Consider the following 25,366-nt stretch of genomic DNA (forward strand, 5'->3'; position numbering starts at 1 on the left):
TAAAAAATGGAACAATTTAATTACAACAATGAACTATCTGGTAAAATTGCATTAGTGACAGGAGGTACGAAAGGAGCCGGTAAAGCAATTGCAGACAGGCTGCTAGAAGCTGGAGCAACGGTTATTATTACCGCAAGAAATGCCCCTGAACAAGAAAACAGTAATCTGCATTTTATTGCATCCGATCTGAGTACAGCAGAAGGTACCCAAAAAGTAATCAGCGAAGTGCTTTCGGGCTACGGAAGACTGGATATCCTGGTTAATAACCTTGGTGGATCATCTACTCCGGCAGGCGGATTTACTGCGCTTAATGATGAAGATTGGGAATCAACACTACAGGCTAATCTTTTGGCTCCGGTTCGGCTGGACAGGGGATTTTTACCGCAAATGATCGAACGAAAAACGGGTGTTATTATTCACATCGCTTCTATCCAAGGTAAACTGCCTCTATATGATTCTACTTTGCCTTACGCAGCTGCAAAAGCAGCACTGAGAAACTACAGCAAAAGCTTATCGAACGAAGTTACTCCTAAAGGTGTTCGTGTACTGGCGGTTTCTCCCGGATGGATCAATACCACAGCATCGGAAGCATGGCTGGGCGAAATTGCAAGAAATTCGAACAGTACAGTAGAAGAAGCGCAACAGGGCGTAATGGATGCATTGGGAGGAATCCCTTTCGGAAGACCTGCTGAACCTGCCGAAGTAGCCGAATTTGTAGGTTTCCTGGTTTCACCAAGAGCCAACTATTTAACCGGAACAGAATATGTAATCGATGGCGGAACAGTACCAACCATTTAATAATCATTTAAAAAATAAAAAATATGAATTTACCAAATGTGATCAACGAGTTAGTAAAAACACAGAATAATTTCGACAGTGCTGCTTATGCCCAATGTTTTGCAGAAACAGCCGTAGTTTTTGATGAAGGTAAAACCCATAATGGAAGAAAAGAAATTGAACAATGGATCGACAAATCGAACAAAGATTATAAAGCCACGATGGAGCCGGTAGATTATGATGAAAAAGAAAATATCCTATTGGCAAAAATTTCAGGTACATTTCCCGGAAGTCCGATTATTTTAAAATTTCATTTTGAAATTGCTGACGAAAAAATTCAGCACTTAAAAGTGACAGATTAAGGTACACAAAAAATATCTCTAAAACTGATGTTGTAGTTTGAGAATCGTTGATCAGAAACCTTTTCTCTGAATTGAAGCTTGATCAAAGTCATAAAAAGAGCCCGTTATCACGAGTTGTGAGACGGACTTTTTTTATTTAAAACTTAAATAATATTTCAACAGTATCAACCTTTCATATTCAGTCTTTCTTCCTGCAAATCCAATAGTCTCAGGTGCTTCCTGATGATATTTTCATCCAGTAAGAGTTCTTCGCGGTTTTTGTTGATAAGCCAGTTTCTTTGAGTGTCGAGAATATCAATATAAATACGTCTGTACTCCTCATAATTCAGAATAATTTCAGAACTGCTCAATTGATTCTCATATTTCTGTAATTGATCTTTTAACGCCGGAAAACTTTCTACTTTGTCAGCATAGTCACTTCGGATTTTATCAATGGCTACTTTTGCCAGATTGTTTAGAATGTCATAATCTATCTCTTTTGCACTTCTTATGAAATCCCTGTCTACCGGCGGAAATCTTTTAAGTAAAAAAGGAAGAGTAAGCCCCTGTAAAAGCAGCGTCAGCAGAATCACAATAAAAGTAATAAAAAGGATCATATTTCTTTGTGGAAACGGAGAACCGTCATCTAACGTCAGGGGAATGGAAAGCGCCGCCGCTAAAGAAACCACTCCTCTCATTCCGGTCCATCCAATAATTAAAGGCGTTTGCCACCCAGGTGACTGCGGATCGGCAACGGTAATGAAATTTCTCATAATTAAGGTTGTAATCAGCGCTCCGTACCCTGCTAAAATCCTGACAATAATAAGCACTACGGTGACTGCAATTCCATAACCAATGGCAGTATAAATATCTGTGTCGCCCAAGCCTGAGACAATTTCAGGCAAATCTAAACCGATCAGCATGAAAACAATCCCGTTCAACAGGAAACAAAAACTTTCCCAAACGGTTACCGTACGTATTCGCGACGCACTGCTTAAAAAATCATGACTGCGGTAAGAAAGAAATAGTCCTCCAGTAACCACTGCCAAAACTCCGGACGCATGCAGCTGTTCAGCCGCCAGATACATGGAAAATGGTGCAATAAAGGTCAGCAGTATATCTATATTGGCGTCAGTAGGCAATATTTTATGCATTTTCAAAAAAACATATGCAATACAAAGTCCGATTCCTAAACCTCCGAAGCACATCCATACAAAACTTCCGGCTGCTTCATGCCAGACAAACTGTCCGGTTGCAGCAGCAATCATCGCAAACCTGAAAATGATCAACGAAGAAGCATCATTCAGCAAGCTTTCGCCCTCAAGAATGGAAGCCAGCCTTTTCGGAACTTTTACAAACTTTAAAATTGCTCCGGCGCTCACTGCATCCGGTGGCGAAACAATACCTCCCAGTAAAAAACCAAGCGCCAGAGAAAATCCCGGAATAAAATAATTGGCAAAAACAGCAACTGAGAGTGCCGTAAAGAAAACCACTACGAAAGCAAAGCTGAAGATAATCCTTCGCCATCGCCAAAGCTCCTTCCAAGAGGTTGACCATGCCGCTTCATACAGTAACGGAGGCAAAAAAATGATAAATAATAATTCGGGTTCTATCTTGATAGGTGGTACTCCGGGAATAAAACTTATGACAAGTCCTGTCAACACTAGTAATACCGGATATGCGACTTTAATCTTATTGGCCAGCATGATGAGCATCGTAATTAAGAAAACCAGGAAGAGATAAAATTCAAAGTCTTTAAGCATATACAAAATTTTAGATACTTAAATATATATTAAATTCTTAAAAATTTTACATTTCTACAGAAATTTCCCCTTAGAAAACTAATTGTTTTTTCGTTCATACTTCAGCTGGACCAATCCTGTTTCAAATGTTTTTGCTGTAATGAATTCAAGCGCCTGTTCCGGTCTTCCGTCTTTAAAAAGCCTTGTTCCGCCACCTAATAAAATCGGGATCACCGAAATTGTAAACTCGTCGATCAGATAATGTTTCAATAGCTCATTTATAATTTGGGCACCACCGTCACAATATATATTTTTTCCTTCTTCGGACTTTAGATGGTTGATTAATTCTGTTATATCTCCTGTATAGAAAGTCGTTCTGCCCACTTTTTGTCTTTCAGTTCTTGTGATAACGTAAATATCCCGTTGACCATTGTCATAATGAGATGGGCCGATTTCCTTAAGTACATAATCATAGGTTTTTCTGCCGATAATTATTGTATCAATTTGGGAAGTAAAGTCCGCGTAACCGTAATCTTCCCCTTCTTTTTCTACAATTTTCAAAAAACTCAGGTCATCGTTTGGTTTTGCTATGTAGCCATCTAAACTCATAGCAATGAAAAGTGATAATTTTCGCATTGATTTAATTTTAATATTTCTGCAAATTTACTTTTACACAACTACCTGTACTTTGTAAAAATGCGACAAATTAAAGTAATGATGGAGCAAGTCCTGTATTTCGCTTGATCTCATTACTAAGATGCGAATGATCATAATAACCACATTCAAATGCAATATCCAATAAGTTGCGGTTTTGACCTGAATTTTTAATCAACTGCAATGCATGCTGAAAGCGGATAATATTTGAATATTCTTTGGGTGATAATCCGATCAGCTTTTTAAAATTCCGTTCGAGTTGTCTTACTGTTGTAAAATTTCTTTTAGCCACCTCATCAATGCTTAGCTTTCCTTTTGTTGAATGTATATTTTCAAGTGTGGACTGTAGCTGGATATTTTTGCTCTTTAGCCTATCTGAAAAGAATTGATCAAAATAATTGAATGGATTATCCAATGTTTTATCGATATTAAAGGAATTGGATTTTCCAAATTCAACAGTATCGTTTGTTAATTCATTTTGTGAAGCATAATGATAGAAATTGGCAAAGGTTGCAGGTTTTAGGCACACGCCCAGTAAATGAGTATCCCTGTCAATAATGCTGTCCTTGAAAGAATTCATGGCACCTACGACATAGGTTTTTCCAAATTCCATTGAAAATGAACCGTTATCCGTCAAGCATGTATTTCCTAAATTTATGAGTACACCTGCACAGCCATCCGGGAAAACGCGCTCCCACTGTTTTTCTATCTCATTTCCTTTCAATTCCCAATAAAAATGAATAAAAGGCTCTAATTCTCTGTGAGGTTTTATTTTTTTGTACTGCATGGTTTTATAAGGTGTTTTTAACTACCTGTGTTCGTTTTCCAATTCTTCAAAATACCTCATCACTTTTTCTTCAGTGTTGATTTGCAAATTTACCTTACTGTCAAAAAGTTCTGTTCTTAAATGTTTATATAATAACACTCCGTCTCTCAGGCTTTGCAATAAGGACTGTCTTTCATAACCTGGAATGGTAAGTTTTAATTTTTCAAAGTCTGAAGTTTCTAAAGTAGTTTCCATTTTTCTCACACCTCGAGGTAAATTTCCATTCTTGATGTGGAGTAATGGCCCGAAAACAATACTGCGTAGAAATCCCATAAAATCGTAAGCTTCAAAATATTCTCCACGCCCTATTTTCAACAGTGCATAATGAATCCATATCCAAAAACGATCCTCGATCCACTGATAATCCGGATAGGGAAACCTGGCTTCTGTATGATGAATGATGTTCGCAAGTTTTTCACCTTTGTCGATGAGAAGAACCGGAGTTTCAATACGGCTTTCAAATTCTTCAAGGGTTAAAAACTTTATATCCACATGTAAAAGAGGGTCATCATAAAGGCATATCAGCAATCTTGGTTCACCGACATGTTCTCCTGTAAACCCCGACAAAAAATTTCCCAACTTTTTTGCATATTCAAGCATTACATTTTTATCGTTAGAAATTTTCTGTTCGGTCACAAGAATAAGGTCTAAATCTGAAAATTCATCTATTTCATCAGTAAGCCAGGAGCCGGCTACAGCTAAGCCAATAACATTGTCGTCTGACTCTAAGATTTTCTTTGCATTGTATGCAAATTCCTGTTGTATCATTATTGTTTCGTTTCTTTAGGTTATATGTAACTGTAAAATCCAAAGGGTTTGCTAGAATTTTTTAAATATACAAAATAAGATAATGACATCTTTAGTGCACAAACTATATTCCAAACAGATCAATTTTTAAAGTTTTTGGCAAATAGCATAGTCATCATTAATAATAGATTCTCATTTTTGTAATTGAATTGATTGGAGTTAAATTTTAATTTTAAAGACTTTAAAAGGCTTTTTAAACTGCTCTTTTCCGTTGTGAAACCAAGGCATCAACTGAATCTGAGAATTGGAAATGTACAAATATCCATCATCAGAAATACTGTAACTGTCCGGCCAGATCAGTTTTTCATCATCTTTTATAATCGTATGCATTTTCAAATCCGGCGTAATTTTCACAATTGAATTCTTCTCCAGATCTCCCAAATACAGGTTTCCTTTTTTATCGAAAATCATCCCATCTGTGGTGGCGAATTTTCCTAAATCCTCTACATTTTTGTTTAAAACAGCTTCATTGGTTTTAAAGTCTCGTAACAAATCAGTTTTAATTCTGTACAAACGGTTATCCGTAAGCGGTTTGTAGTATAAATATTGATTATCAGGAGTCAGCGCAATACCGTCAGAATTAACTTTCAGCAAAGAACCGTCACCTTTTTTAAGCTCCGTTCCTAAAGGTGAAAAATGGTAGTTCGGGTCAGATTTCACTGATGGAGAATTGGCTAAAACCAATCTTGAATCTCCTGTATTAATATTCAAAACCACGATTCCGCCTGTATTTGAATTGCTTAAATACGCAAAACCATTTTCATTATCCACGCGGATATCATTGATGTACACCTCTTCGCTCACCACATTTTCTGGAAATCTGTAGATTTTCTCAATTTTATTGTTGGCTAAATTGATTTTCACCACTTTACTGCTGTGTTGGTACACTTTTCCGAGCCCGATTCCTGCGGCATCGACTACCCAAAGAAATCCTTTGTCATCGGTAACTACTGATTGTACCGTTACAAATTTATTCTGTCCGTCTCCGCCTTTTTTAAAGCTGTTCCATTCTGCATTAGGATAAGGAACCGGTTTTCCGTCTTTCACTTCAACCACTGAATAGGAATGCGTGTCTAACCAGTAGGGATAGTTCACAAAAACCCGGTTATCTTTTGCAACGGCAACACCCGTTAACTGATACGTGTTGTCTGAGAAAACCTCTTCTAATTGCACATTTTTTTCTGTTGAAATTTCACTCCCAGGCTTTGAATTGGCCTGATTCGGAGATTTGTTGCAGGCGGCCAAGGAAACCAATGCCATTGCCAGTACTGCTGTATTTTTTAAGTTCATTTTGATGATTTTATTGTTAATTTTAAAACGTTGAATTGCAGCAACCCAACTTGAACGGAGCTCTTTTTCTTTTGAAGAAAGAAAAAAGCGGGAGTGGAAGGTGGATTAGTTGCCCCAATAAAAATTATGACATTACAAAGTCACCACGATTTTACCAACTGTTCTGCCCGTTTCCTGTTCCAGATGTGCTTCTCTCATTTGCTCGAAAGGAAATATTTTTGAAACGTGAGGTTTTACAGCACCGCTTTCCAACAAAGAAGCAATATGCTTCATATCTTCACCGCTGGATTGCACGAGAATGAAATACCCTTTTACGCCTTTGGATTCTGCTTTTGATGTCACCTGTTCATTCAAACCCGTCGGAATACTGATGATGGAACCGCCTTCTTTCGTCACTTCAAGGGAATGATCGATATTGTCTCCGCCAATCGTATCCAATACAAAATCAAAAGTTCTGCCTGCTGATTTCCAGTCGAAACCCTGATAATCGATATGTGAATCTGCTCCTAGATCCAAGACAAAATCTTTATTTTTTGCGGAAGAAGTTCCCGTCACTTTCGCCCCCAGATGTTTGGCCAACTGTACTGCGATATGTCCTACTCCACCTGATGCAGCGTGAACCAAAACATTTTGCCCTGACTGAATATTCGCATTGTGAACCAAAGCCTGATACGCCGTAAGCGCAACCAAAGTAGAAGCTGCAGCGTCTTCAAAAGAGATATTTTGGGGTTTTAAAGCCAGTTGATTCGCCGGAGCAGCGACATATTCGGCATACGCTTTTCCGTGTCCAGGGAAGTTGACCATTCCGAAAACCTCATCGCCCACTTTAAAGTCTGAGCTTTTAGTTTCTTCTACAATTCCGGAAATATCCCAACCCAAAATCAAGGGATTTTCTGTTTTGATTCTTCCGTAAACACCTTTTCCAGCACGGCTTTTCACATCTACCGGATTGATGCTGATGGCTTTTACGTTTATTAATACTTCGCCTTCTTTAATGGTTGGTTTTGCCAATTCTACGTATTCTAAATTGTCTACGCTTCCGGCTTCTTTTAATACAATTGCTTTCATAATATTGATATTTTTTTAATGTTATTTATTTTTGATTATTTGTTATTCTGCCTGATTTTAACACAAAGTGCACTAAGTTTTTTTTAATTATTAACTGCATCTAAGTTTCACAAAGCCGTTTTACTTATAGAAGCTAACAGAATTTTACTTTTCTGACAATGAGTTTGAACTTAATTTCGTTGCGGTTTTGCATTAATTTTCAGCTTATAAATCACGACTGGAAATTTCACTTTACTTTTTCCGTTCTGAAATGCAGCCAAACGGTTCAGCTGACCGGTCGGAATCCATAGATATCCGTCGTCGTCAATCCATAAAGCGTCTGCCCAAAGCAATCTTTTATCTTTAATGACCAGGCTTTCTTTTCCTTCCGGTGATATTTTAATGATTTCACTGGTATTGACGTCGCTTACATAAATATTTCCTTCTGCATCGATAGCTGTTCCTCCTGTTGATGGAGTTTTGTAGAATAATTCAACTTTAGACGACAAATCTTTTTCAGATAGATTTTCATCATTCAGATATTGAGTTTCAACTCTCCAAAGCGGGCCGCTTGCAGGCTGGAAATAAAGCCACTTTCCATCGGGAGAAAGCTCCAATTGGTCTGCGTGGATTCTCACTTCATTTCCCTTTTCATCTTTTATTATTTTTCCTTCTGCTTTTATGGGTAAATTGTCGGTGGTTGAAGGGTGATTTTCTAGAACACGTCTGCCTTTTCCCGTCGTTTTATTCAAAATAATTAAAGCCGGTTCGCCCGCGTCGGTCAGGTAAATCGTATTTCCCAAAATTCTGAGATCATCAATAAAAGTCGAAGGTTTTGCAATTCCAGAAAGCGGAATAATCTGCTGGACAGTATTAGTTTTAATATCAATGGAAACCAATTTTAACGCATTTCCTGATAATGGATTTTGTCCCATCGAAGGCGTTCCCGTATCGACAATCCAAAGCAAACCGCCCGGTCCGATTCTCAGAGAATTGGTTCTTACGAACTTCTCATTTACATCTGCTCCTGATTCCCAATTGTTCCAGTCTTCATTTGGATAGGGAATGATTTTTCCGTTTTTAAGAACTTCTCCGATTCTCATTCCTTTATCGCCCTCAATTCTTGGAAAATTAACAAAGATTCTTCCGTCTGAACTTGTCGTAACGCCATTCCAAACTACATCTGATATTGCTGCTTTTTCTAATTGTGCATTCGCTAATCCGAAGAAAAGAAATAAGGAAATAAAGTTGAATTTAGTTTTCATTTTAAATTGATTTTCGATGATTTTGATAAGTCAAAGGTAGAAGCATTCCGGCTGAATAAATAATACATTTCGGGGGAAGAATAGCACAGATTTACAGAAATGAAAAAAATCTTTTTAGAAAAAATATTTATCAGAATTATTAAATCACAAAACCAATTAATTTTAAAAAAAGGTAAATTCACCTCTATTATTTTGGTTTTTAAATTAAATTTTATACTTTTGAGGTAAATTTACCTCATAAATGATAAATTCAATTTTAAATAAAAGTTTTAATTATGATGGTCCTTCTTTAGAGGATTTATTAGTTGAAAAACTAGAAAGTTCTGGCTTGACAAAAACTCAGTTTGAGAAACTTGCGGGGATTGAAAGAAAAAGTCTAGATTCGATAATATATAAAACCTCTAAACAAACTGATATTAGTAAATTAATAAAACTTGGAGAGTTTTTAGATTTAGATTTTGATAAACTTTTAATATTACATTATCATAATAGACCTCAAGAAGAAATTGGAGACCTCCAAGATTCAATGGATATAACATTTATTAATAAATATTTTGACTTAAAGACTTTATCATCTCTAGGATTTTTGGACAAAAAATCGGAACTCGAAGAGTTAAAAAATAGAATCTGTACATTCTTCGGTATAAAATCTATTTACGAATATGATACTACTTTAAATGATGTTCTTTTTAGTAGGACAAAAAAAACCTATAGTGACAAAATGAAGGATTTTTGGATAAAATCCAGTTACAAATATTTTGAGCTAATTAATAATCCTAATGAATTTGAAAGAAGAAGTTTGATTGAATTAATTCCAAAGATAAAGCCTTATACAAGGAATATTGAAAATGGATTGAAAACTATTTTTCAAGCATTATATAACGTTGGAGTAACGGTCATTTTTCAACCATCTTTACCCAAAACCCACATTAGAGGTGCAACCTTTTTTGTTAACGATAAGCCTTGTATTGTAATAACCGACTATAATAAAAATTACGCCACAATTTGGTTTGCTTTGATTCACGAGCTACATCACGTTTTATATGATTTAGATATAATAGCAAAAACAAGTTATCATCTAACAGGAGAACCAGATTTATTTTTATTGCAAGAAGATAAAGCCAACAACTTTGCTTCCGAGTATTTGATTTCTGAGGAAAAAATGAGATATATAGAGAAGATGATTCATAATAAAGTGATGGTATCTCGTTTTGCCGAACAAAATCAAATTCATCCCTGCATAATTTATTCGCAATTCCAATGGAGACAGGCAGAAATTGGAAATGATTATTGGGGAGCATTTAAAGAACAATTTCCAAATATTTCTTTAGCAACGAAAAATTTGAATATTGCTAATTGGGATGTTGATTCGATTAAAGAAACAGCAAAAAAAATGAGAGATTTATTAACCGTATAAATAAAACATAATGGACGAAAATAAAAAGAAATTAATAGAAGAAAAACTTTCTAAAGAAGATTTAGAAAGATTGGAAATTCTACAAAAAGCCGAAGAAATCAAAGGTGAACAGCTTGTTTTAAATCTAGATGCAGAATTAGCCGTAGAAAATGAGGCAGAAAAATTACTAGGTCAAAAAATTGATGACCCTGTAACAAAATTCCAACTTTATTATCACGGACTAACAAAACTATTAAAAGACAATCTCCCTAAAGGTAAAGAAAATGAAGAGGTAAGAAGAATAATATATGATGAAAAAAATATCCTAATAAATCGTGGAGCAAAAAAGGATGAAAAAGGAATCAGGGGAAGCGATGGAAGAATGGCATATTTGGATGACTTGGAACTTGCAATCAAAATAGTTGCAGATTGGACAAGTACAAAAAGTTCTCCTGCCGAATTATTCATTGCATTTTGGAGCAAAAACGAAGAACTTGGTTACGGACATCAAGATTAAAAAAAACTTTTTAAAAACAATTTTTAGTTAATAAATCATCACTCGAAATTATAATCTTGAGTGATGATTTACTAGTTCAAAATAAAAAATTTAATTCATCTGCGACTTCCTGAATTCCAAAGGCTTCATTCCTGTCTGTTTTTTGAACAATCTTGTAAAATAAGAAGCATTTTCAAAGCCTAATTCGTAAGCGATTTCAGCAACTCCTTTTTCTCCTAACCTCAACAGGTTTTTTGCTTCTGATATCATAAAAATGTGAATCAGTTCCATTGCGGTTTTTCCTGTTTCCTGTTTTAACAAATCACTCAGATATCTTGGCGACACAAAAAGCTGGTCGGCTAAAAAAGCGACATTCGGAAGTCCGTATTTTTCCAATAAACCTTCGCCGATGTATTTTCTCAACGCATCATTGAATTTTGAAGCCGTCTTTCCTGTCACCTGCGCTCTGTCGATAAACTGTCGTTTGTAATATCGTTGTGCGTATTTTAAAATCGATGAAATATGACTTAAAATAATATCACGGCTGTATTCATCAGGATTATTAAAATATTCGCTCTGAATTTTCGAGTGAAGTTCCAGGATAATCTGCTCTTCTTTTGGCGAAAGATGCAAAGCTTCCGTCACTTCATAATCGAAGAAACTGTATTTTTCAATTTCCTTAAAAAGCTCGTGGCCGTTCAGATAATCTTCGTGAATCAATAGCATATAGCCTTTTTCTTCAAACTCAAGATTTTTCATCTCAATAATCTGTCTTGGTTTCGCAAAAAACAGACAGCCATTGTCGTGGTCATACGGTGTGCGGCCGTACATAAAAATCCCTGATTTTATTTTTTTGAAAGCTATCACATAACAATCTGTGGTAAACTCTCTGTTCCCCAATTTGCACTCCGACTGGCAGCCGATCATACTGAAAAGCGGATGTTCCGGAGCGTCCCAATGATTACCCAAATGTAATTCGGTAAGGGTTTTGTAATGTTGCATCGGTTTAATTTTATCTAAGTTAAATTAATTTTACCGAAACTAAAAACAGAAATTATACTATCCTAAAAAAAGGTTGATGTATCCTGCCGTAAGCTCCGGATATTGATGTTGAGGACCGTGTCCCGCATCATTTAAAATAATATGCTGCATTGTAGGTGCATTTCTCAATAGCGGAAACCAGTTCTCTGTCGCAAAGCTGATGTCGTGGTCCCCGGAAATAACCAGAACGGGAGATTTTAGGGTTTTATAGCCTTCTCTGAAGTTCAGTTTATCTTCTTTCATTGTTCCCGAACCCGCAATATATCTCTGGAAAACCTCCATTGTAGAAGGAATCAACGAACGCTCTAATCTCTGCGCTATCCTGTCGTGAGATTCTTTGGCTGCCTGTCTGCTTTTTTCGGAAGCCGGCTCAAAGAACAGATAATATTCATCTTCCAGATCATTAATAGGTTTTAAAGCGTGGTCAAAAAACACCTGCTCAATTGGGATTGCATTTTCTCCCGGAGGATTGGTTCCGATTAAAACGGTTTTTAATACTCTTTTCTGATTCTGAAAGGTAACAGCCTGCGCCACCAATCCGCCGTAAGACCAACCCAAGACATTAAACTTATCGATTCCCAAATGGTCTGCCAAAGCCGGAACCGTACCCGCCACTTCTACAATATTCAAAGGCAACTCACCTTCTGAACTTCCGATTCCCGGATAATCAAAAAGAATGACTGTATTTTTTTCTGCCAGTGAATCCAGAAATAAAGGATCCCAGGTATCCATAATTCCTCTGAATCTGTTGACAAAGAACAACGGAGCTCCGTTTCCGAATTGTCTGTAAGCAATTTTATTGTTGTTAATTTCTGCGAATTTTGTTTCTGCGTTTAAGGCTGTCGTTTTCATAAGTATTAAGATTTTGCTTGATATGTATTAATTCAAACTTGGAAATATTTGGTTGGAAATAATTTATCAAAACAGCGGAAAATTAGCACAAAAAAAAACGATGTTATTATTCCGCTGATTTGAATTTTTTAATTAATGACCGTGAGCTGCGATACTCACTTCTTTCCAGTTTTGAATATCATTTAATCTTTTCGTGTAAACTTCATTCACGACGTGATAAGCAATTTTACCAAACAATAATCTTTGCGGAGGATTTTGGTTGTCGATAAGGTTTAAAACAGGTTCTACTGTTGCTTCCGGTTTTCCCCAGGTATCCGGATTTTCTCCACTTTCTGCAAAAGCCGCCCGCACCGGATTATAATCTGCAATATCCGAAGAAGTTTGAACTGCAGAAGCTCCCGCCCAATCTGTTGCAAATCCGTTAGGTTCAATTAAAGTGGTTTTGATTCCCAAATGTGCCGTTTCCGAACCAATGGTTTCAATTAAGCCTTCTACTGCAAATTTTGATGCGTTATACAATCCTAAAAGCGGCAAAGTCGTTAATCCCAAAAAGCTGGAAATCTGAATGATATGCCCACTTTTCTGTTTTCTCATCACCGGTAAAACGGCTTGTGCTACCCAAAGTGAACCGAAAAAGTTGGTTTCCATCTGTTCTCTCGCCTGTTGTTCCGTTGTTTCTTCCGTCGTTCCGAATAAGCCGAAACCTGCATTGTTAATCAAAACATCAATTCTTCCAAAGTGTTTTTCCACCTGTTCCGTCACTGCAAAAACTTCTGAACGGTTGTTGACATCCAGCTTCAAAGGAAGAATATGATCTCCGTATTTATCTTTCAAATCCTGTAATGCAGAAACGTTTCTTGCTGTTGCCGCTACTTTGTCTCCTCTTTCCAAAAGTGCTTCAGCCCATAATTTTCCGAATCCTTTTGATGCTCCTGTGATAAAAACTATTTTACTCATTGTTTTAATTTTTTAGTGTTATTGAATGAAGCAAAGTTATCATCAAACCCATCCGAATAGGTAGCCCATTTTAGCTTAAAAATAGCACAGAAATACGTTTTGGAAAAAATTTCTCAATAAAAAAAGCCTTCCGAAAATACATCCGGAAGGCTTTCACTTAAAACTAAATACTTATTATTAAAACACTTCTTAAATAGCCTGTGCCAAAGGAAAATCAATAGGAATCTGAGTGTTGGCAAATACATAGTTGGTAAAGCTTCTCAGCGCCACCAAAGCTGTCAGTTCAATCAAAGCTTTTTCATCAAAGCCTGCGTTGAAGAAATTTTCTAAAGCTCCGTTTCCTGCATTGCCTTTATTGTTGGCAATAGATTGAGCCAACTTAATCGCAGCGTCTAATTTTCCCTCTGAAAAACTTCCTTTTCTGATTTCCAGCGTATCTTCCTCTGTAAAGCCTCTCATTTTCGCTAAAGTCGTGTGTGCCGCCAAACAGTAATCACATTCGTTGACTTGTGAAACGATAAGATTGATGGCTTCTCTTTCTTTTGCCGTAAATGATGAATCGTGAGCCAAAGACGCCTCGGTTTCTAACATCGATTTTAAAGCGGATGATGAATAACCTATGGTCGCATACAAATTGGGAATTTTCCCCATTTTTTTCTCTACAGATTCTAAAATGCTCTGTGCACCAAAACTTAGCTGTTCTTTTTCAGGTACTGAAATTGTTTTCATTTTTTATGATTTTTAATGTTATTTATTATAATTTATTTTTCAAATTTTACATCCAGAATATCGATGGAAACCAATACAAAATCTTTATTGTAAGAGTTATCTTCGTCATTCAGAACATAAATATTTCTCTTTGTTCCTGTTTTTATGCCTTCAAATTCTTTGTAGTCTTCAATAATCTGCGTTGCGGAAGAGCCGCCCAAAACTTCAGGCCAATAATCGTGACGTTTTAAAAGTCCGTCTTCATTAAAATAAAATATCTGTCTTTTGCTGTGAGTAGCGAAACCATCGGGATAAATCACTTCTAATCTATCCAATATTTCACCGTTTTCATTCCAAAATCCAAGATGATTGATTTCCACTCCTGGAACCAGAAAATTAAAAGGAGCCGTTGTGTAATTCCAGGTTGCATAGCTGGAGAAATAAATAAGCTGAGCTCTCGTCCAGGGCGTTTCCACCGTATGACCTTTAAAAGACTCTCGAGGGTTTTCCAAAGATTCTATAAGTTGTCCGTTTTCGTCAAATAACTGAACTTTTCCGGGCTCGAAAGATGAACTGTAGTTTTCTTTAAAAATATTTTCCCATATGCTTTTCTGCTCTTTTAAAGAACCGATAAACTGTACATCGCTTAAAGCGTTTTCGTGTCCTTTCATTCTCCACACTGCACCACCGATTCGGGTATGGATTTTTACCGTCTGAAATTCTGCAGCATTATTGATTCCGTGAGCGTTTAAAATTTTATTGACCAATGTTTGAGTTGAAGTTTCCATTTTATAATTTTTTGATTGTTATTGATTTGTTTCATTTTGTTGAGACAAAGTTAGCTCGGCTTCAACCCTAAAGTCTAGTTCATTTCAGCGGAAGAATAGCACAGAATTACCCAACCGAAATCGTAGAAATGTATAAGACATTCCGTAAAATCGACAAGCGAATCGTATTTGCTTATCGGAACTTTGCAAAGAGATTTTAAACAAATTCATTATGAAAAATACAGTATTGATCACCGGTGCGTCATCGGGATTGGGAAAAGCAAGCGCTAAATTATTTCAGCAAAACGGATGGAATGTCATTGCCGCTATGCGTTCCCTGGAAAACGAAAAAGAACTGAATCTTCTTGAAAATGTTCTATTGGTAAAACTGGATGTTACAAATCCTCAACAAATTCAGGAAGCGATAGCAAAAGGAACAGAAACATTCGGTTCGATTGATGTTCTTTTGAACAGTGCAGGCTATGGATTGATGGGCGTTTTCGAATCTTCAAGCCCTGAACAGATTCAGAAACAGTTTGAAGTCAATGTTTTTGGCCTGATGAATGTTATCAAAGCTGTTTTACCCCTTATGAGAAATCAGAAAAAGGGAACCATCATTAATATTTCTTCTTTCGGAGGTATTACAGCGGGACCATTTGCCAGTTTGTACAACAGCTCAAAATTTGCGGTGGAGGGATTTTCCGAAGCATTGCATTTTGAAGTTTCTCCATTTGGAATTAATGTGAAAATTGTAGAGCCAGGAAGCATTGCTACTAATTTCAGAAGCGGAATCGAGATGATTCAAAATACGATTGAAGAATACAACACGGAATTGGCAGCATTTATCCCAAAATTCACCAAACGGACAGAACATCTTCCCAAAGCAAGCGCAGAAGACGTTGCAGAAACTATTTTAGGCGCCGCAACCGATCAACTTTCCAAACTAAGATATGTGATTGGCGAAGATGCGCAGTTTTACATTGATCTGAAAAACAAAAATTCTGAGGAGGATTTTCTGAGACTGATGCAGAATTAATCATTAGAAAACTTTAATTTTAACTAAAATCAGAAAAATGTCAGAAGCCTTCATTTCAATACAAACTATTTCGGATCTACACCGTTTTTACAATTATGGAGGCCCAAAACATCCTTTGATTACGGTAATTGATTTGAAAAATGTTACCCGTCCGGACAAGAATTTTGCGAACTACCTTTACACCATTGATTTGTATATGATAATTTACAAAAAATTTAAAGGAAGTTTAAAATACGGGCGTTCAACCTATGATTTTCAGGAGGGAACTTTGATGTTTACCGCTCCGAACCAGGTGATGAGTCCGAGCGCGGATACTGAGATTGAGGAAGGCTGGTTTCTGGCATTTCATCCTGATTTTATTTACGGCTCAGATTTAGGCAGAAAAATTCATAAGTACAGTTTTTTCCAATATGACAGCAATGAAGCACTTCACATTTCGGAAGATGAAAAAATTTTGCTTGATGAGGTGATTGTAAGAATTAAAAAAGAATATTCCCAGAATATTGACCAACATACACAAGGCTTGATTTTAAATCAGATTGAAATGGTTTTGAATTACTCAGACCGATTTTACGACCGGCAGTTTTTTACCCGCAACAAAACAGGAAACGATATAACACAACGCTTTGAAAGTCTCCTTAATGATTATTTTAATGATGAAGAATTGATTGAAAAAGGCATTCCCGAAGTAAAATATTTTGCCGAAAAGCTTAATCTTTCACCCAATTATTTATCGGACCTGCTTAGTAAATCTACCGGGAAAACAACCATTGAGCATATTCATCTTAATGTGGTTGAAAAAGCAAAGCATATACTTTTGGGAACTTCAAAAACGGTTAGTGAAATTGCTTATGAACTCGGATTTGAGCATCCTTCACACTTTACCAAGGTCTTTAAGGCCAAGGCCGGGATTTCGCCGCTGCACTTCAGAAAACAGTTTCCCGGGCAGAACTAAATCAAAAATATCTTAAAAAAATTTTGATGATAACTACTTCGCCGCTTCTTTTTTATACTGGACAGGTGTAACACCCACCACTTTTTTAAACAACCTTGTAAAGTAGGACGGGCTTTCGAAACCTAAATCATAGGCAATTCCGGCAACATTATTTTCTGAACTCAGCAAAAGATTTTTAGCTTCTTTAATTAAGTAAATATGAACGTGCTCTAACGCTGTTTTTCCGGTTTCCTGCTTCAGAATATCACTAAGGTAACGGGGCGAAACAGCTAATTCATTAGCCATAAAATTTACTGTAGGCAAACCATCTTCCAAGTGCTTATTTTCCTTAAAATAGTTATCTAAAACCGTAAGGAATTTTTTAACCATTGTTCCGGAAACGTTGGAACTGCGATCAATGAACTGTCTTTTGTAAAAACGGTCAGAATATTTTAAAATAGAATCGATATGTGACAGGATAATTTCCCTGCTGAACTCATCAGAATTTTCCTCATATTCTCTTCTGATTTTTTCATACAGTTCCCACATAATCACTTCTTCAGAAGGCGAGATGTGAAGCGCTTCATTAATTTCATATTCAAAATAGCCGTATTTTTTAATCTGGTCATTCAGCGGATGTCCTGACAAATAATCTTCGTGAAAAAACATCACAAACCCCTTTTCTGCAAACTGTACATTTTGCACCTCAATAATCTGTCTGGGTTTCATAAAAACCGCGGAACCATTGTTATGATCATATTTGGTCTTTCCATACAAAACGTAGCCCGATTTTATTTTCTTTAAACCAATCATATAAAAGTCTCCTGTAAAACGGTCTTCCCCTACCGAGTACGTCATCAGTTCTTTACAGGTCATTAGACTTAATAAAGGATTTTTCGGAGGTTCAAATCCGCTTTTTTCATGCAGCTCTGTGATGCTTTTATAGTGATTGATTTTTTCCATATTCAATTTGGAGTTAGAAGCTTTTATGTCTTGAATTTTTTTATTTAACCACAAAAGGCACAAAAGATTTAGATAAAATATTTAAAGTCACAAATTAAACTGAAAATAAAAACACGCAAGCTTTTAAAAATCTTTGATTTTTATCCTTTTGAGAGCTTTTTATTATCCATTTGTAAAAATTGCTTTTGTATCTTTTGTGGTTAAATTTAAAAATTAGTTTAAACAGAATTTAATCAAATTTACTCAATTAAAAATAGAAATGAAAAGCACTTCTGTTTTATATAGTAACTGACTTTATCCGTGAGCTGCTTCTGAAACTTCTTTCCAGTCGTTCCAGACCCGCAGTTTTTCTGCGTACACTCTTTCCGTTTTCCTCAATCCTACTTTTCCCAGGAATAAACGAAGCGGCGGATTCTCACTGTCAATTAATTTCAAAATCGCAGGAACCGTTGCTTCCGGTTTTCCATAATCTTCAGGTAACAGACCTTCTGCTTCTCCTAAACTCGATTTTAAAGCATCATAAGCCGGAATGGCATCACCGTGAACTGCCGAGCTTCCGCCAAAATCGGTTGTGTAACCATTAGGCTCAATCATCGTAACGTGAATTCCAAAATCTTTCACTTCTGTTGCCAAAGCTTCGCTGAAGCCTTCCACAGCAAATTTTGTCGCATTGTAAATTCCCAAAGTAGGCAAGCTCCAAACGCCCAAAACACTTGACAGCTGGATCACGTGGCCACTTCCCTGCGCTCTGAAAATCGGTAAAGCCGCCTGTGTTACCCAAAGTGTCCCGAAAACATTCGCTTCAAAAACATCTTTGGCCACCTTCTCTCCTACTTCTTCTACCGCTCCGAAAACGCCATAACCCGCATTATTAATAACAACATCCAGACTTCCAAAGTGATTTTTAACTTTATTTACTGCTTCAAAAACTGCTTCCCGGTCTGTAATGTCCAAAGAAACAGGCAAAAACTGATCTCCGTATTGTTCTGCCAGATCTTTAAAAGCTTCCACATTTCTTGATGTTGCCGCTACTTTATCGCCTCTTTTAAGAAAAGCTTCTGTCCAAAGTTTTCCAAATCCTCTTGATGCTCCTGTGATAAAAATTGTCTTTTTCATTTTTAAATTGTTTTGTTATTTAATTTTGATAAGACAAAGTTATCTCGCATCGAAGCCAAGCTTGTAGCTCAAATCAGCGGAAGAATAGCACAGAATTACGGAACGTTTCTGGCTTGTTCAATTAATTATTTTATATATGATTCTTAAGATGTTCTTCAAAAGAAACCAGCTCCTGTTCGATATTCGGATTTTTGAATACATCATAAAAAGCAAACGTCGGTAACGGCTGAACGCCCACAAACTGAAGCGTAGCTGTGAAAGGCCTGGTAAATTCTTCCATTGAATGATTTTCCAGCAACTGACCTGAGTTTCCAAAAGTTTCTTCGGGAGCGTTCCAGGTATTCACAATGATTCCTTTAGACTTCAGAAGACCGCCAGTTCCGTAGTTTCCGCCACTATTCCTGCCGTCTCCGGCATAGATTTTTCCGTAGCCGCTCATCAGAACTTTATCGATATAATCTTTTGTTTTTGCAGGCATTCCAAACCAGTTGATCGGGAAATGAAACAGAATGACATCGGCATTTACCCACTTTTCGATTTCCTCTGGAATTTCGTAGCCATTATCAATGACCGTTTCCAGAATTTCGTATCCTTTTACGTTGAAAGCCTGTTTACTTTTCTCAAAAATGGTTTTGTTAAGATTTCCTTCTGCAATTTGCGGCCATTTGATGTGCCCGTTGATGATTAATGCTTTCATTGAATTACAAATATTTTCCAAGGTTAAGTTCAACATCGCCATAGGTTTGTAATCCCTGGTCTAAGAGTTTTTTAATTCTGGTTCTCGCTTCAGGCTCTGTTAATGATGCGAAGAAGGCTATCTGCGTTTCCATAATATGTTCATTTTTTGGAATAATTACCCTTTCGTTCATCGTTGCCTTTATTTTCCTGATGATTTTCAAATCAAATGAGTCGATTCTTTTTGCCAAATTTTCTACGAATGCGTCCAGTTCATTATCCGGAAATGCTCGGTTGATCCAACCATAATCAGCGGCAGTTTGGGCATCATAATCGTCGCCGCTCAAAATAATTTCCAGAGCTCTTGCTTTCCCTGTTAACAAATGAAGACGCTCCAATCCACCTCCGCCGGGAAAAGAGCCGATTCCAATTTCGGGTTGTGCAAAAACAGCTTTTTCCTTGCTTGCAAAACGCATATCGAAAGCCTGGATAAACTCGCTTCCCAACCCTCTCGCTCTTCCTCTGATAGAGGCTATGCTTACAAACGGAGCCTGTTCGAGACGTTTGGCAACATCAGGCCAAGATTTTGAAAGTCCTGTTTTTCCCTCACCTTTCGGAAAATCAAAAATATTGACCAATTCTGCGTGAGCGACATAAAATTCCGGGTTGGAACTTTCAAAAACCACTACTTTCAAATTTTCGTTGGCTTCCAATTCATCCATTAATGTTCTTAACTGAACTGAAAATTCAGGATCGAATACGTTTACCGGAGGATGATTAATGGCTACTTTCCAATAGCTTTCTGTTATTTTTTGTGTTGTAAAAATCATAGTAATAATTTTAAATTGATGTAAATCTTTAAGACATAACTTTTTGTCTGTTCAAAATTAATTGCACAAATACTGGATTTTTAACACAAATCGGGGAATATCTTATCCTTTTCTCTGATTTCTGATTTCTGTAGGAGAAATACCTTTAATTTTCTTAAAAAATCTGGAGAAATAAGGAACGTTCGTAAAGCCTAATTGGTAAGCCACATCGCTGATATTCATATTGGTCTGAAGAAGCAGAATTTCGGCCTGTTCAATCACAAATTCCTGAATAATGCTGATGGTACTTTTCCCGGTTTCTGCACGGATAAGGTCTGTAAGATAGTTGGAAGACATATTGAGCTCTTCGGCAACAGACGAGACGGTAGGAAAATTTGAAACGGGTTTGGATAGATCGTTATAATGGTTTTGCAGGAAGCTTTTTAATTTTGAAGACACTGAAAGGGTTTTTGTGGCTTTGTCTTTAAATTGTCTTTCATAAAAAACATCTGCATACGAAAGCACGACATTTAACAGCGACAGAATAATATTGATATTGGCATTGGTTTTATTTTCCACCAGCTCCATATGAATTTTTGTAAAAAGCCAGGTAATAGTCTCTTCTTCCTCCGCAGTCATAAACAACGCATCATTGATCTCGTAACTGAAATATTTATACTGATGGATTTTGGCAGCAACCGGATTTTGTTTAATGAGATCAGGATGGAAAACAAAAGCATAACCGTCCCAGAAAGTCAGGCTATCCCAGGAAACGACCTGTCCCGGTTCGCTAAAAAGCATCAATCCGTTCTCGGTATAATATTTATTGTTTCCGTAATTGATGTCTCCGGTAAAGTTTTTCTTCAGCGAAATCTTGAACATATTAACCTGAATTTCACTACTCGCCTGCGGAAAATTTGGAATGGCCTGTTTGCAGACCCTGCTGTCCATCAATGGATGCAGAGGAGCTGTGAGATTCAGGTATTTGTTATAATTTGTAAGATCGCTGAAAGTTTTCATAGGAGCAAAGTTGCGAAATTATTATATAATTTACTTTTAATTTAGAAAAGGAATATTAAATCGTAACATCAGAAAACTTTTACCTAGAAATTTTATAAGCCAGATTCGGATCGGTGCTATCTCCCGAAATCATCCTGTACTCTTATTATATCGTCTTCATCTGAATGATTATCTTTATCTGTATGTAGCCATATTTCTGCAACAATACCCCAGTCTTCCAAACCTATCAGGCGATGTCTTTCTCCTTGTTGAAGTTTTATCTGATCTTTAGGATAGTATTCTATTAAATTTCCCTCTTCATCATTATTACTTTTTTTCACTCCGACTACTCCTTCAACCACCTGCCATATTTCGGCTCTTCTATTGTGATATTGCCAGCTTAATCTTGTTTTTGGGGCAACCAAAAGAATTTTAGGGCTTAATTTTCCGCCTATTCGCAGATTTTCTACATCAATTTTATCAAAATACTGATTGGCAAAATCCTGAGCCTGGTTTTCATCAATTACAAAAAAACCGCCCCAAGGTCTTGTGTCATCCTTCGTAACGATGTTAAAACCTTGTGATGTCAGCATTTTTTCTACTCTTTCAAATATTTGTTGTTTTTCTGCACTCATTTTTTATTTCTTTAAATATTGCTTTTGTTTATTTATTATTTTATTTTTCTTTTGACATGGAATACGGGAAATCTTTTTCCTGCGAACCTCTCTCTTTATTGGGCTGGTTATTCATTTGAAACTCTAACACTGCTCCCTGCATCAATTCTTTATGGCTCAACCAGTTTTTGGAGTACGGCTGCAGATTCAGGTTTAATGATTTTACATAAAAGTTTTTAGCACTGTTTTCAGGTGCTTTTATTTCAATTTTCTTACCATTTTCCAGATGAATTGTTGCTTGCCTGAATAATGGTGCTCCCAGAACATACTGGTCCGTTGCCGGTGTTACCGGATAAAATCCTAATGCTGAAAATACATACCATGCGGAAGTCTGCCCATTATCTTCATCTCCGCAATATCCATCCGGCGTTGCATAATATAATTTATCCATTACCTGTCGCACCCAATATTGTGTTTTGTAAGGAGCTCCGGCATAATTGTATAAATAAATCATATGTTGGATAGGCTGATTACCGTGCGCATATTGTCCCATGTTCATAATCTGCATCTCACGGATCTCATGAATGACGCTTCCATAGTAACTATCGTCAAAAATTGGCGGTAATGAGAAAACCTCATCCAGTTTGGCTTCAAATTTCTTTTTTCCGCCCATTAATTTTGATAATCCGTCAATATCCTGAAAAACAGACCATGTATAATGCCAGCTGTTTCCTTCGGTGAAGGCATCACCCCATTTAAAAGGATTGAAAGGTGACTGAAACTTTCCGTCTTTATTTTTTCCCCGCATTAAACCTGATTCCGTATCAAATACATTTTTATAGTTATATGCCCTTTTTTTATAGATTTCAATTTGAGACTCCGGCTTTCCTAAAGCTTTCCCCAATTGATAGATGGAAAAATCATCGTAAGCATATTCTAAAGTGCGGGCAGCATTTTCATTGATCTTTACGTCATATGGAACATATCCTAATGAATTGTAGTACTCCACTCCTTTTCGTCCCACTGCACTGATCGGACCTTCATTGTTGGCTCCATGTTTTACCGCCTGCCAAAGGGTTTCGATATCATAACCGCTAAGTCCTTTTATATAAGCATCTGCTACTACGGAAGCTGAATTGTTTCCAATCATGATATCAGAATATCCGGGACTGCTCCATTCCGGTAAAAATCCTCCTTCTTTATAAGCATTAGCAAGTCCTTCCTGCATTTCAACGTTGATACTTGGATAGACTAAATTCAGGAAAGGATATAAAGCACGGAAAGTATCCCAAAAGCCGGTTCCGGCAAACATTCTTCCGTCTACTATTTTGCTATTGTAAGGACTCCAATGTTTTATTTTATTTTGAGCATCTATCTCATAAAGCTTTTGCGGAAAGAATAAAGTTCTGTATAAAGAGGAATAAAAGGTCCTCATTTGTTGATCCGTCCCTCCTTTCACTTCAATTCTTCCTAAAGTTTTGTTCCAGATATTTTTGGCATCGGCTTTTACCTGTTCAAAATTACGTTTTCCGATTTCTCTGTTCAAGTTCAATTCTGCCTGTTCAAAACTGATGAATGAAGAGGCTGCTTTTGCATAAACAACATCTTTGGTTTTAAGCTTAAATCCAACAACTGCTCCTGCATGATCACTTGTGATCTCCAGTTGGTCATTGATAAATTTATCATCCTTCCAGCCTCTTGTTACATCAAAATCTTTATCAAACTGAACAACAAAATAGTTTTTGAAGTTTTCATATTTACCTCTGGAATATTTGGTGGTATAGCCTATAATTTTTCTTTCTTTGGGAAGAATCTTTATGTAAGAGCCTTTATTGAGAGCGTCAATCACAACGTACGCGCTGTCTGTTTTAGGGAAATCAAATTTAAAGTAAGCAGCTCTTTCTGTAGGCGTGAATTCTGTAGTTACATTGATATCTGCCAGATAAACACTATAAAAATAAGGTGTTGCTACTTCTGCTTTATGACTGAACCAGCTCGCTCTATCTTCTTCTTTAAATTTCAATTTTCCCACTCCAGGCATCATGGCAAAAGCCCCATAATCATTCATCCAGGGAGATGGCTGATGTGTTTGTTTAAAGCCTCTTATTTTGTCTGCGTCATAAGTATAAGACCATCCGTCACCCATTTTACCTGTCTGTGGTGTCCAGATATTCATTCCCCAGGGAAGTCCTATTGCAGGATAAGTATTTCCGTTGGATAAAGATGGTTTGGACTGCGTTCCCATCAAAGGATTTACATAATCAACAGGAGAAACCTCCTGACCGAAAACCCAAATACTGAATACAATAAAGAAAGTTGAAAATAGAGGCTTCATTATATATGTTTATTAATTCTTTGCATTTTCTTCAAGACGTAACTGGCTGCACCCAAAATAGCAGCATCTTCAAAAATAGCAGAAATTTTAACAGGCATACTGATATTATTTTTTACTAAATTCTTATTAAATTTTTCTTCAAAATAAGGATATGTTTTCGCAATATTCCCTCCTATAACCAAAACCTCAGGATCATAGAACCTAACATATTTTATGACAAATTCTGCAAGAGAGTCTGCATATTCATCAAACATTCTGGATTGTATTTCTTTTGGTTTTTCCAATAAATCTTTGGTTCCTGAGATTTGCTCACCTGTTAATGCTGTATAACGGTTGATAAACCATCGTGTTGCCAAATAGTCTTCACAGATGGAATCTTTTAGCTGAAAATTCCACAAGGCTTCATCAGTTGCTTTATTCCCGTCATAAAAAGTGGTTCCAAATCCCGTCCCCAAAGTTACACCAAAAACTCTTTTATAACCCTTGGCACAGCCTCCTAATACTTCACCCTTCAAAAAGGCTGCAGCATCATTCACAAAATGGAACTGATCTTCAGAAATGGATAATCTTTTAGCCAATTCTTCTTTAATATTAATCCTGTAAATATCAATATATTTCCCTTGCCGTATAAGAGAAATCCCTTTTTCATAATCAAAAGGTCCGGGCATTGCGATACCTATCAAAAGCCCTTCTTTTGTGAGACCTTTAGCTCCTCTTTCTATTGCGGAAACCCATTTGGAAAATATAACTTCCCTGCATTCAAAAGAATCAACATGTTCCCTGATATAAGTTGAAGCAATAATTTCACGTTTTTCAGGCTGCACCTGAGCAATCGTGATATGTGAACCTCCAATGTCAATTCCCAGTATATTTTGCATTATTTTCTCAATCTGTTTTGCTTAGCAGTTTATTATGAAAT

The 25,366-nt window shown here is 36.7% G+C and carries 26 protein-coding genes; 6 read left to right on the forward strand and 20 right to left on the reverse strand.

What is annotated here, in order from left to right; genetic code table 11:
* Nucleotides 1-6 precede the first annotated feature (6 nt).
* Both CLV73_RS06805 and CLV73_RS06810 read left to right on the forward strand, forming a co-directional pair.
* A complete protein-coding gene (locus tag CLV73_RS06805; protein WP_100376089.1) occupies nt 7-798 on the forward strand; it encodes an SDR family oxidoreductase in 792 nt (263 codons plus the stop codon).
* 23 nt (nt 799-821) lie between these two features.
* Nucleotides 822-1,139: a nuclear transport factor 2 family protein gene (locus CLV73_RS06810; RefSeq protein ID WP_100376090.1), complete on the forward strand. Its 318-nt coding sequence runs from the start codon at nt 822-824 to the stop codon at nt 1,137-1,139.
* 164 nt (nt 1,140-1,303) lie between these two features.
* Here the strand turns inward: CLV73_RS06810 and CLV73_RS06815 are convergent, their stop codons facing one another.
* The 7 genes from CLV73_RS06815 to CLV73_RS06845 all read right to left on the reverse strand — a co-directional run bounded on the left by CLV73_RS06815 (nt 1,304) and on the right by CLV73_RS06845 (nt 8,749).
* On the reverse strand, nt 1,304-2,881 hold the full coding sequence (locus CLV73_RS06815) for a Na+/H+ antiporter (RefSeq protein WP_100376091.1): 1,578 nt from the start codon (nt 2,879-2,881) through the stop codon (nt 1,304-1,306).
* Between the two features lie 78 nt (nt 2,882-2,959).
* Nucleotides 2,960-3,496, reverse strand: coding sequence for a dihydrofolate reductase family protein (locus CLV73_RS06820; protein ID WP_100376092.1), 537 nt, complete (start codon nt 3,494-3,496; stop codon nt 2,960-2,962).
* A gap of 70 nt (nt 3,497-3,566) precedes the next feature.
* Complete coding sequence (locus CLV73_RS06825) at nt 3,567-4,301, reverse strand: helix-turn-helix transcriptional regulator (protein WP_100376093.1); 735 nt, start codon at nt 4,299-4,301, stop codon at nt 3,567-3,569.
* Between the two features lie 21 nt (nt 4,302-4,322).
* Nucleotides 4,323-5,108, reverse strand: a complete 786-nt coding sequence (locus tag CLV73_RS06830; RefSeq protein ID WP_100376094.1) for a hypothetical protein — start codon at nt 5,106-5,108, stop codon at nt 4,323-4,325.
* Nucleotides 5,109-5,306: 198 nt separating this feature from the next.
* Entirely contained in the window at nt 5,307-6,437 is a 1,131-nt protein-coding gene (locus CLV73_RS06835; protein ID WP_100376095.1) for an L-dopachrome tautomerase-related protein, read from the reverse strand.
* Nucleotides 6,438-6,569: 132 nt separating this feature from the next.
* Entirely contained in the window at nt 6,570-7,505 is a 936-nt protein-coding gene (locus CLV73_RS06840) for an NADP-dependent oxidoreductase (RefSeq protein WP_100376096.1), read from the reverse strand.
* Between the two features lie 170 nt (nt 7,506-7,675).
* Nucleotides 7,676-8,749, reverse strand: coding sequence for an L-dopachrome tautomerase-related protein (locus CLV73_RS06845; RefSeq protein ID WP_100376097.1), 1,074 nt, complete (start codon nt 8,747-8,749; stop codon nt 7,676-7,678).
* A gap of 241 nt (nt 8,750-8,990) precedes the next feature.
* Here CLV73_RS06845 and CLV73_RS06850 point away from each other — a divergent pair, with 241 nt between their 5' ends.
* Nucleotides 8,991-10,166, forward strand: coding sequence for an ImmA/IrrE family metallo-endopeptidase (locus CLV73_RS06850; RefSeq protein ID WP_100376098.1), 1,176 nt, complete (start codon nt 8,991-8,993; stop codon nt 10,164-10,166).
* 10 nt (nt 10,167-10,176) lie between these two features.
* Complete coding sequence (locus tag CLV73_RS06855; RefSeq protein WP_100376099.1) at nt 10,177-10,662, forward strand: hypothetical protein; 486 nt, start codon at nt 10,177-10,179, stop codon at nt 10,660-10,662.
* Nucleotides 10,663-10,752: 90 nt separating this feature from the next.
* Here the strand turns inward: CLV73_RS06855 and CLV73_RS06860 are convergent, their stop codons facing one another.
* The 5 genes from CLV73_RS06860 to CLV73_RS06880 all read right to left on the reverse strand — a co-directional run bounded on the left by CLV73_RS06860 (nt 10,753) and on the right by CLV73_RS06880 (nt 14,987).
* On the reverse strand, nt 10,753-11,643 hold the full coding sequence (locus tag CLV73_RS06860) for a helix-turn-helix domain-containing protein (protein WP_100376100.1): 891 nt from the start codon (nt 11,641-11,643) through the stop codon (nt 10,753-10,755).
* A 57-nt stretch (nt 11,644-11,700) separates the two neighbouring features.
* Nucleotides 11,701-12,534, reverse strand: coding sequence for an alpha/beta fold hydrolase (locus CLV73_RS06865; RefSeq protein ID WP_100376101.1), 834 nt, complete (start codon nt 12,532-12,534; stop codon nt 11,701-11,703).
* 132 nt (nt 12,535-12,666) lie between these two features.
* A complete protein-coding gene (locus tag CLV73_RS06870; RefSeq protein WP_100376102.1) occupies nt 12,667-13,491 on the reverse strand; it encodes an SDR family NAD(P)-dependent oxidoreductase in 825 nt (274 codons plus the stop codon).
* Between the two features lie 189 nt (nt 13,492-13,680).
* Nucleotides 13,681-14,220 (reverse strand): carboxymuconolactone decarboxylase family protein, encoded by a 540-nt coding sequence (locus CLV73_RS06875; RefSeq protein WP_100376103.1) that lies wholly within the window; start codon nt 14,218-14,220, stop codon nt 13,681-13,683.
* Nucleotides 14,221-14,252: 32 nt separating this feature from the next.
* Entirely contained in the window at nt 14,253-14,987 is a 735-nt protein-coding gene (locus tag CLV73_RS06880; RefSeq protein ID WP_100376104.1) for a hypothetical protein, read from the reverse strand.
* 211 nt (nt 14,988-15,198) lie between these two features.
* On the opposite strand from CLV73_RS06880, the gene CLV73_RS06885 reads away from it, so the two are divergent.
* Together CLV73_RS06885 and CLV73_RS06890 are read left to right on the forward strand one after the other, a co-directional pair.
* Nucleotides 15,199-16,002, forward strand: coding sequence for an SDR family oxidoreductase (locus tag CLV73_RS06885; protein WP_100376105.1), 804 nt, complete (start codon nt 15,199-15,201; stop codon nt 16,000-16,002).
* A 37-nt stretch (nt 16,003-16,039) separates the two neighbouring features.
* Nucleotides 16,040-16,957, forward strand: coding sequence for a helix-turn-helix domain-containing protein (locus CLV73_RS06890; protein WP_100376106.1), 918 nt, complete (start codon nt 16,040-16,042; stop codon nt 16,955-16,957).
* Nucleotides 16,958-16,990: 33 nt separating this feature from the next.
* On the opposite strand, the gene CLV73_RS06895 is transcribed toward CLV73_RS06890, so the two are convergent.
* From CLV73_RS06895 to CLV73_RS06930, 8 genes are all read right to left on the reverse strand, one after another.
* Nucleotides 16,991-17,899, reverse strand: a complete 909-nt coding sequence (locus CLV73_RS06895; protein ID WP_100377011.1) for a helix-turn-helix domain-containing protein — start codon at nt 17,897-17,899, stop codon at nt 16,991-16,993.
* A gap of 294 nt (nt 17,900-18,193) precedes the next feature.
* A complete protein-coding gene (locus tag CLV73_RS06900; protein ID WP_100376107.1) occupies nt 18,194-19,015 on the reverse strand; it encodes an SDR family NAD(P)-dependent oxidoreductase in 822 nt (273 codons plus the stop codon).
* Between the two features lie 130 nt (nt 19,016-19,145).
* On the reverse strand, nt 19,146-19,712 hold the full coding sequence (locus CLV73_RS06905) for an NAD(P)H-dependent oxidoreductase (protein ID WP_157798742.1): 567 nt from the start codon (nt 19,710-19,712) through the stop codon (nt 19,146-19,148).
* A 4-nt stretch (nt 19,713-19,716) separates the two neighbouring features.
* The gene (locus CLV73_RS06910) at nt 19,717-20,520 is read right to left on the reverse strand and encodes an enoyl-CoA hydratase/isomerase family protein (RefSeq protein ID WP_100376109.1); all 804 of its coding nucleotides are present in this window, start codon (nt 20,518-20,520) and stop codon (nt 19,717-19,719) included.
* 102 nt (nt 20,521-20,622) lie between these two features.
* Complete coding sequence (locus tag CLV73_RS06915) at nt 20,623-21,519, reverse strand: helix-turn-helix domain-containing protein (RefSeq protein ID WP_100376110.1); 897 nt, start codon at nt 21,517-21,519, stop codon at nt 20,623-20,625.
* 116 nt (nt 21,520-21,635) lie between these two features.
* Nucleotides 21,636-22,133 carry a cupin domain-containing protein gene (locus CLV73_RS06920; protein WP_100376111.1) on the reverse strand — a complete coding sequence of 166 codons (498 nt, stop codon included), beginning with the start codon at nt 22,131-22,133 and terminating at the stop codon, nt 21,636-21,638.
* A 40-nt stretch (nt 22,134-22,173) separates the two neighbouring features.
* Nucleotides 22,174-24,447: a GH92 family glycosyl hydrolase gene (locus CLV73_RS06925; protein ID WP_100376112.1), complete on the reverse strand. Its 2,274-nt coding sequence runs from the start codon at nt 24,445-24,447 to the stop codon at nt 22,174-22,176.
* Complete coding sequence (locus CLV73_RS06930) at nt 24,447-25,325, reverse strand: ROK family protein (protein WP_100376113.1); 879 nt, start codon at nt 25,323-25,325, stop codon at nt 24,447-24,449. The genes CLV73_RS06925 and CLV73_RS06930 overlap by 1 nt, the downstream gene beginning before the upstream one ends.
* Between the last annotated feature and the right edge of the window lie 41 nt (nt 25,326-25,366).

The sequence above is a fragment of the Chryseobacterium geocarposphaerae genome (assembly GCF_002797535.1).
In the GTDB taxonomy this organism is placed as follows: Bacteria; Bacteroidota; Bacteroidia; order Flavobacteriales; family Weeksellaceae; genus Chryseobacterium; species Chryseobacterium geocarposphaerae.

What these genes read in the sequence shown, in the direction of transcription:
- CLV73_RS06805 (WP_100376089.1), top strand. Translation starts at nt 7, where the DNA reads ATGGAACAATTTAATTACAACAATGAACTATCTGGTAAAATTGCATTA.
- CLV73_RS06810 (WP_100376090.1), top strand. Translation starts at nt 822, where the DNA reads ATGAATTTACCAAATGTGATCAACGAGTTAGTAAAAACACAGAATAAT.
- CLV73_RS06815 (WP_100376091.1), bottom strand. Translation starts at nt 2,881, where the DNA reads ATGCTTAAAGACTTTGAATTTTATCTCTTCCTGGTTTTCTTAATTACG.
- CLV73_RS06820 (WP_100376092.1), bottom strand. Translation starts at nt 3,496, where the DNA reads ATGCGAAAATTATCACTTTTCATTGCTATGAGTTTAGATGGCTACATA.
- CLV73_RS06825 (WP_100376093.1), bottom strand. Translation starts at nt 4,301, where the DNA reads ATGCAGTACAAAAAAATAAAACCTCACAGAGAATTAGAGCCTTTTATT.
- CLV73_RS06830 (WP_100376094.1), bottom strand. Translation starts at nt 5,108, where the DNA reads ATGATACAACAGGAATTTGCATACAATGCAAAGAAAATCTTAGAGTCA.
- CLV73_RS06835 (WP_100376095.1), bottom strand. Translation starts at nt 6,437, where the DNA reads ATGAACTTAAAAAATACAGCAGTACTGGCAATGGCATTGGTTTCCTTG.
- CLV73_RS06840 (WP_100376096.1), bottom strand. Translation starts at nt 7,505, where the DNA reads ATGAAAGCAATTGTATTAAAAGAAGCCGGAAGCGTAGACAATTTAGAA.
- CLV73_RS06845 (WP_100376097.1), bottom strand. Translation starts at nt 8,749, where the DNA reads ATGAAAACTAAATTCAACTTTATTTCCTTATTTCTTTTCTTCGGATTA.
- CLV73_RS06850 (WP_100376098.1), top strand. Translation starts at nt 8,991, where the DNA reads ATGATAAATTCAATTTTAAATAAAAGTTTTAATTATGATGGTCCTTCT.
- CLV73_RS06855 (WP_100376099.1), top strand. Translation starts at nt 10,177, where the DNA reads ATGGACGAAAATAAAAAGAAATTAATAGAAGAAAAACTTTCTAAAGAA.
- CLV73_RS06860 (WP_100376100.1), bottom strand. Translation starts at nt 11,643, where the DNA reads ATGCAACATTACAAAACCCTTACCGAATTACATTTGGGTAATCATTGG.
- CLV73_RS06865 (WP_100376101.1), bottom strand. Translation starts at nt 12,534, where the DNA reads ATGAAAACGACAGCCTTAAACGCAGAAACAAAATTCGCAGAAATTAAC.
- CLV73_RS06870 (WP_100376102.1), bottom strand. Translation starts at nt 13,491, where the DNA reads ATGAGTAAAATAGTTTTTATCACAGGAGCATCAAAAGGATTCGGAAAA.
- CLV73_RS06875 (WP_100376103.1), bottom strand. Translation starts at nt 14,220, where the DNA reads ATGAAAACAATTTCAGTACCTGAAAAAGAACAGCTAAGTTTTGGTGCA.
- CLV73_RS06880 (WP_100376104.1), bottom strand. Translation starts at nt 14,987, where the DNA reads ATGGAAACTTCAACTCAAACATTGGTCAATAAAATTTTAAACGCTCAC.
- CLV73_RS06885 (WP_100376105.1), top strand. Translation starts at nt 15,199, where the DNA reads ATGAAAAATACAGTATTGATCACCGGTGCGTCATCGGGATTGGGAAAA.
- CLV73_RS06890 (WP_100376106.1), top strand. Translation starts at nt 16,040, where the DNA reads ATGTCAGAAGCCTTCATTTCAATACAAACTATTTCGGATCTACACCGT.
- CLV73_RS06895 (WP_100377011.1), bottom strand. Translation starts at nt 17,899, where the DNA reads ATGGAAAAAATCAATCACTATAAAAGCATCACAGAGCTGCATGAAAAA.
- CLV73_RS06900 (WP_100376107.1), bottom strand. Translation starts at nt 19,015, where the DNA reads ATGAAAAAGACAATTTTTATCACAGGAGCATCAAGAGGATTTGGAAAA.
- CLV73_RS06905 (WP_157798742.1), bottom strand. Translation starts at nt 19,712, where the DNA reads ATGAAAGCATTAATCATCAACGGGCACATCAAATGGCCGCAAATTGCA.
- CLV73_RS06910 (WP_100376109.1), bottom strand. Translation starts at nt 20,520, where the DNA reads ATGATTTTTACAACACAAAAAATAACAGAAAGCTATTGGAAAGTAGCC.
- CLV73_RS06915 (WP_100376110.1), bottom strand. Translation starts at nt 21,519, where the DNA reads ATGAAAACTTTCAGCGATCTTACAAATTATAACAAATACCTGAATCTC.
- CLV73_RS06920 (WP_100376111.1), bottom strand. Translation starts at nt 22,133, where the DNA reads ATGAGTGCAGAAAAACAACAAATATTTGAAAGAGTAGAAAAAATGCTG.
- CLV73_RS06925 (WP_100376112.1), bottom strand. Translation starts at nt 24,447, where the DNA reads ATGAAGCCTCTATTTTCAACTTTCTTTATTGTATTCAGTATTTGGGTT.
- CLV73_RS06930 (WP_100376113.1), bottom strand. Translation starts at nt 25,325, where the DNA reads ATGCAAAATATACTGGGAATTGACATTGGAGGTTCACATATCACGATT.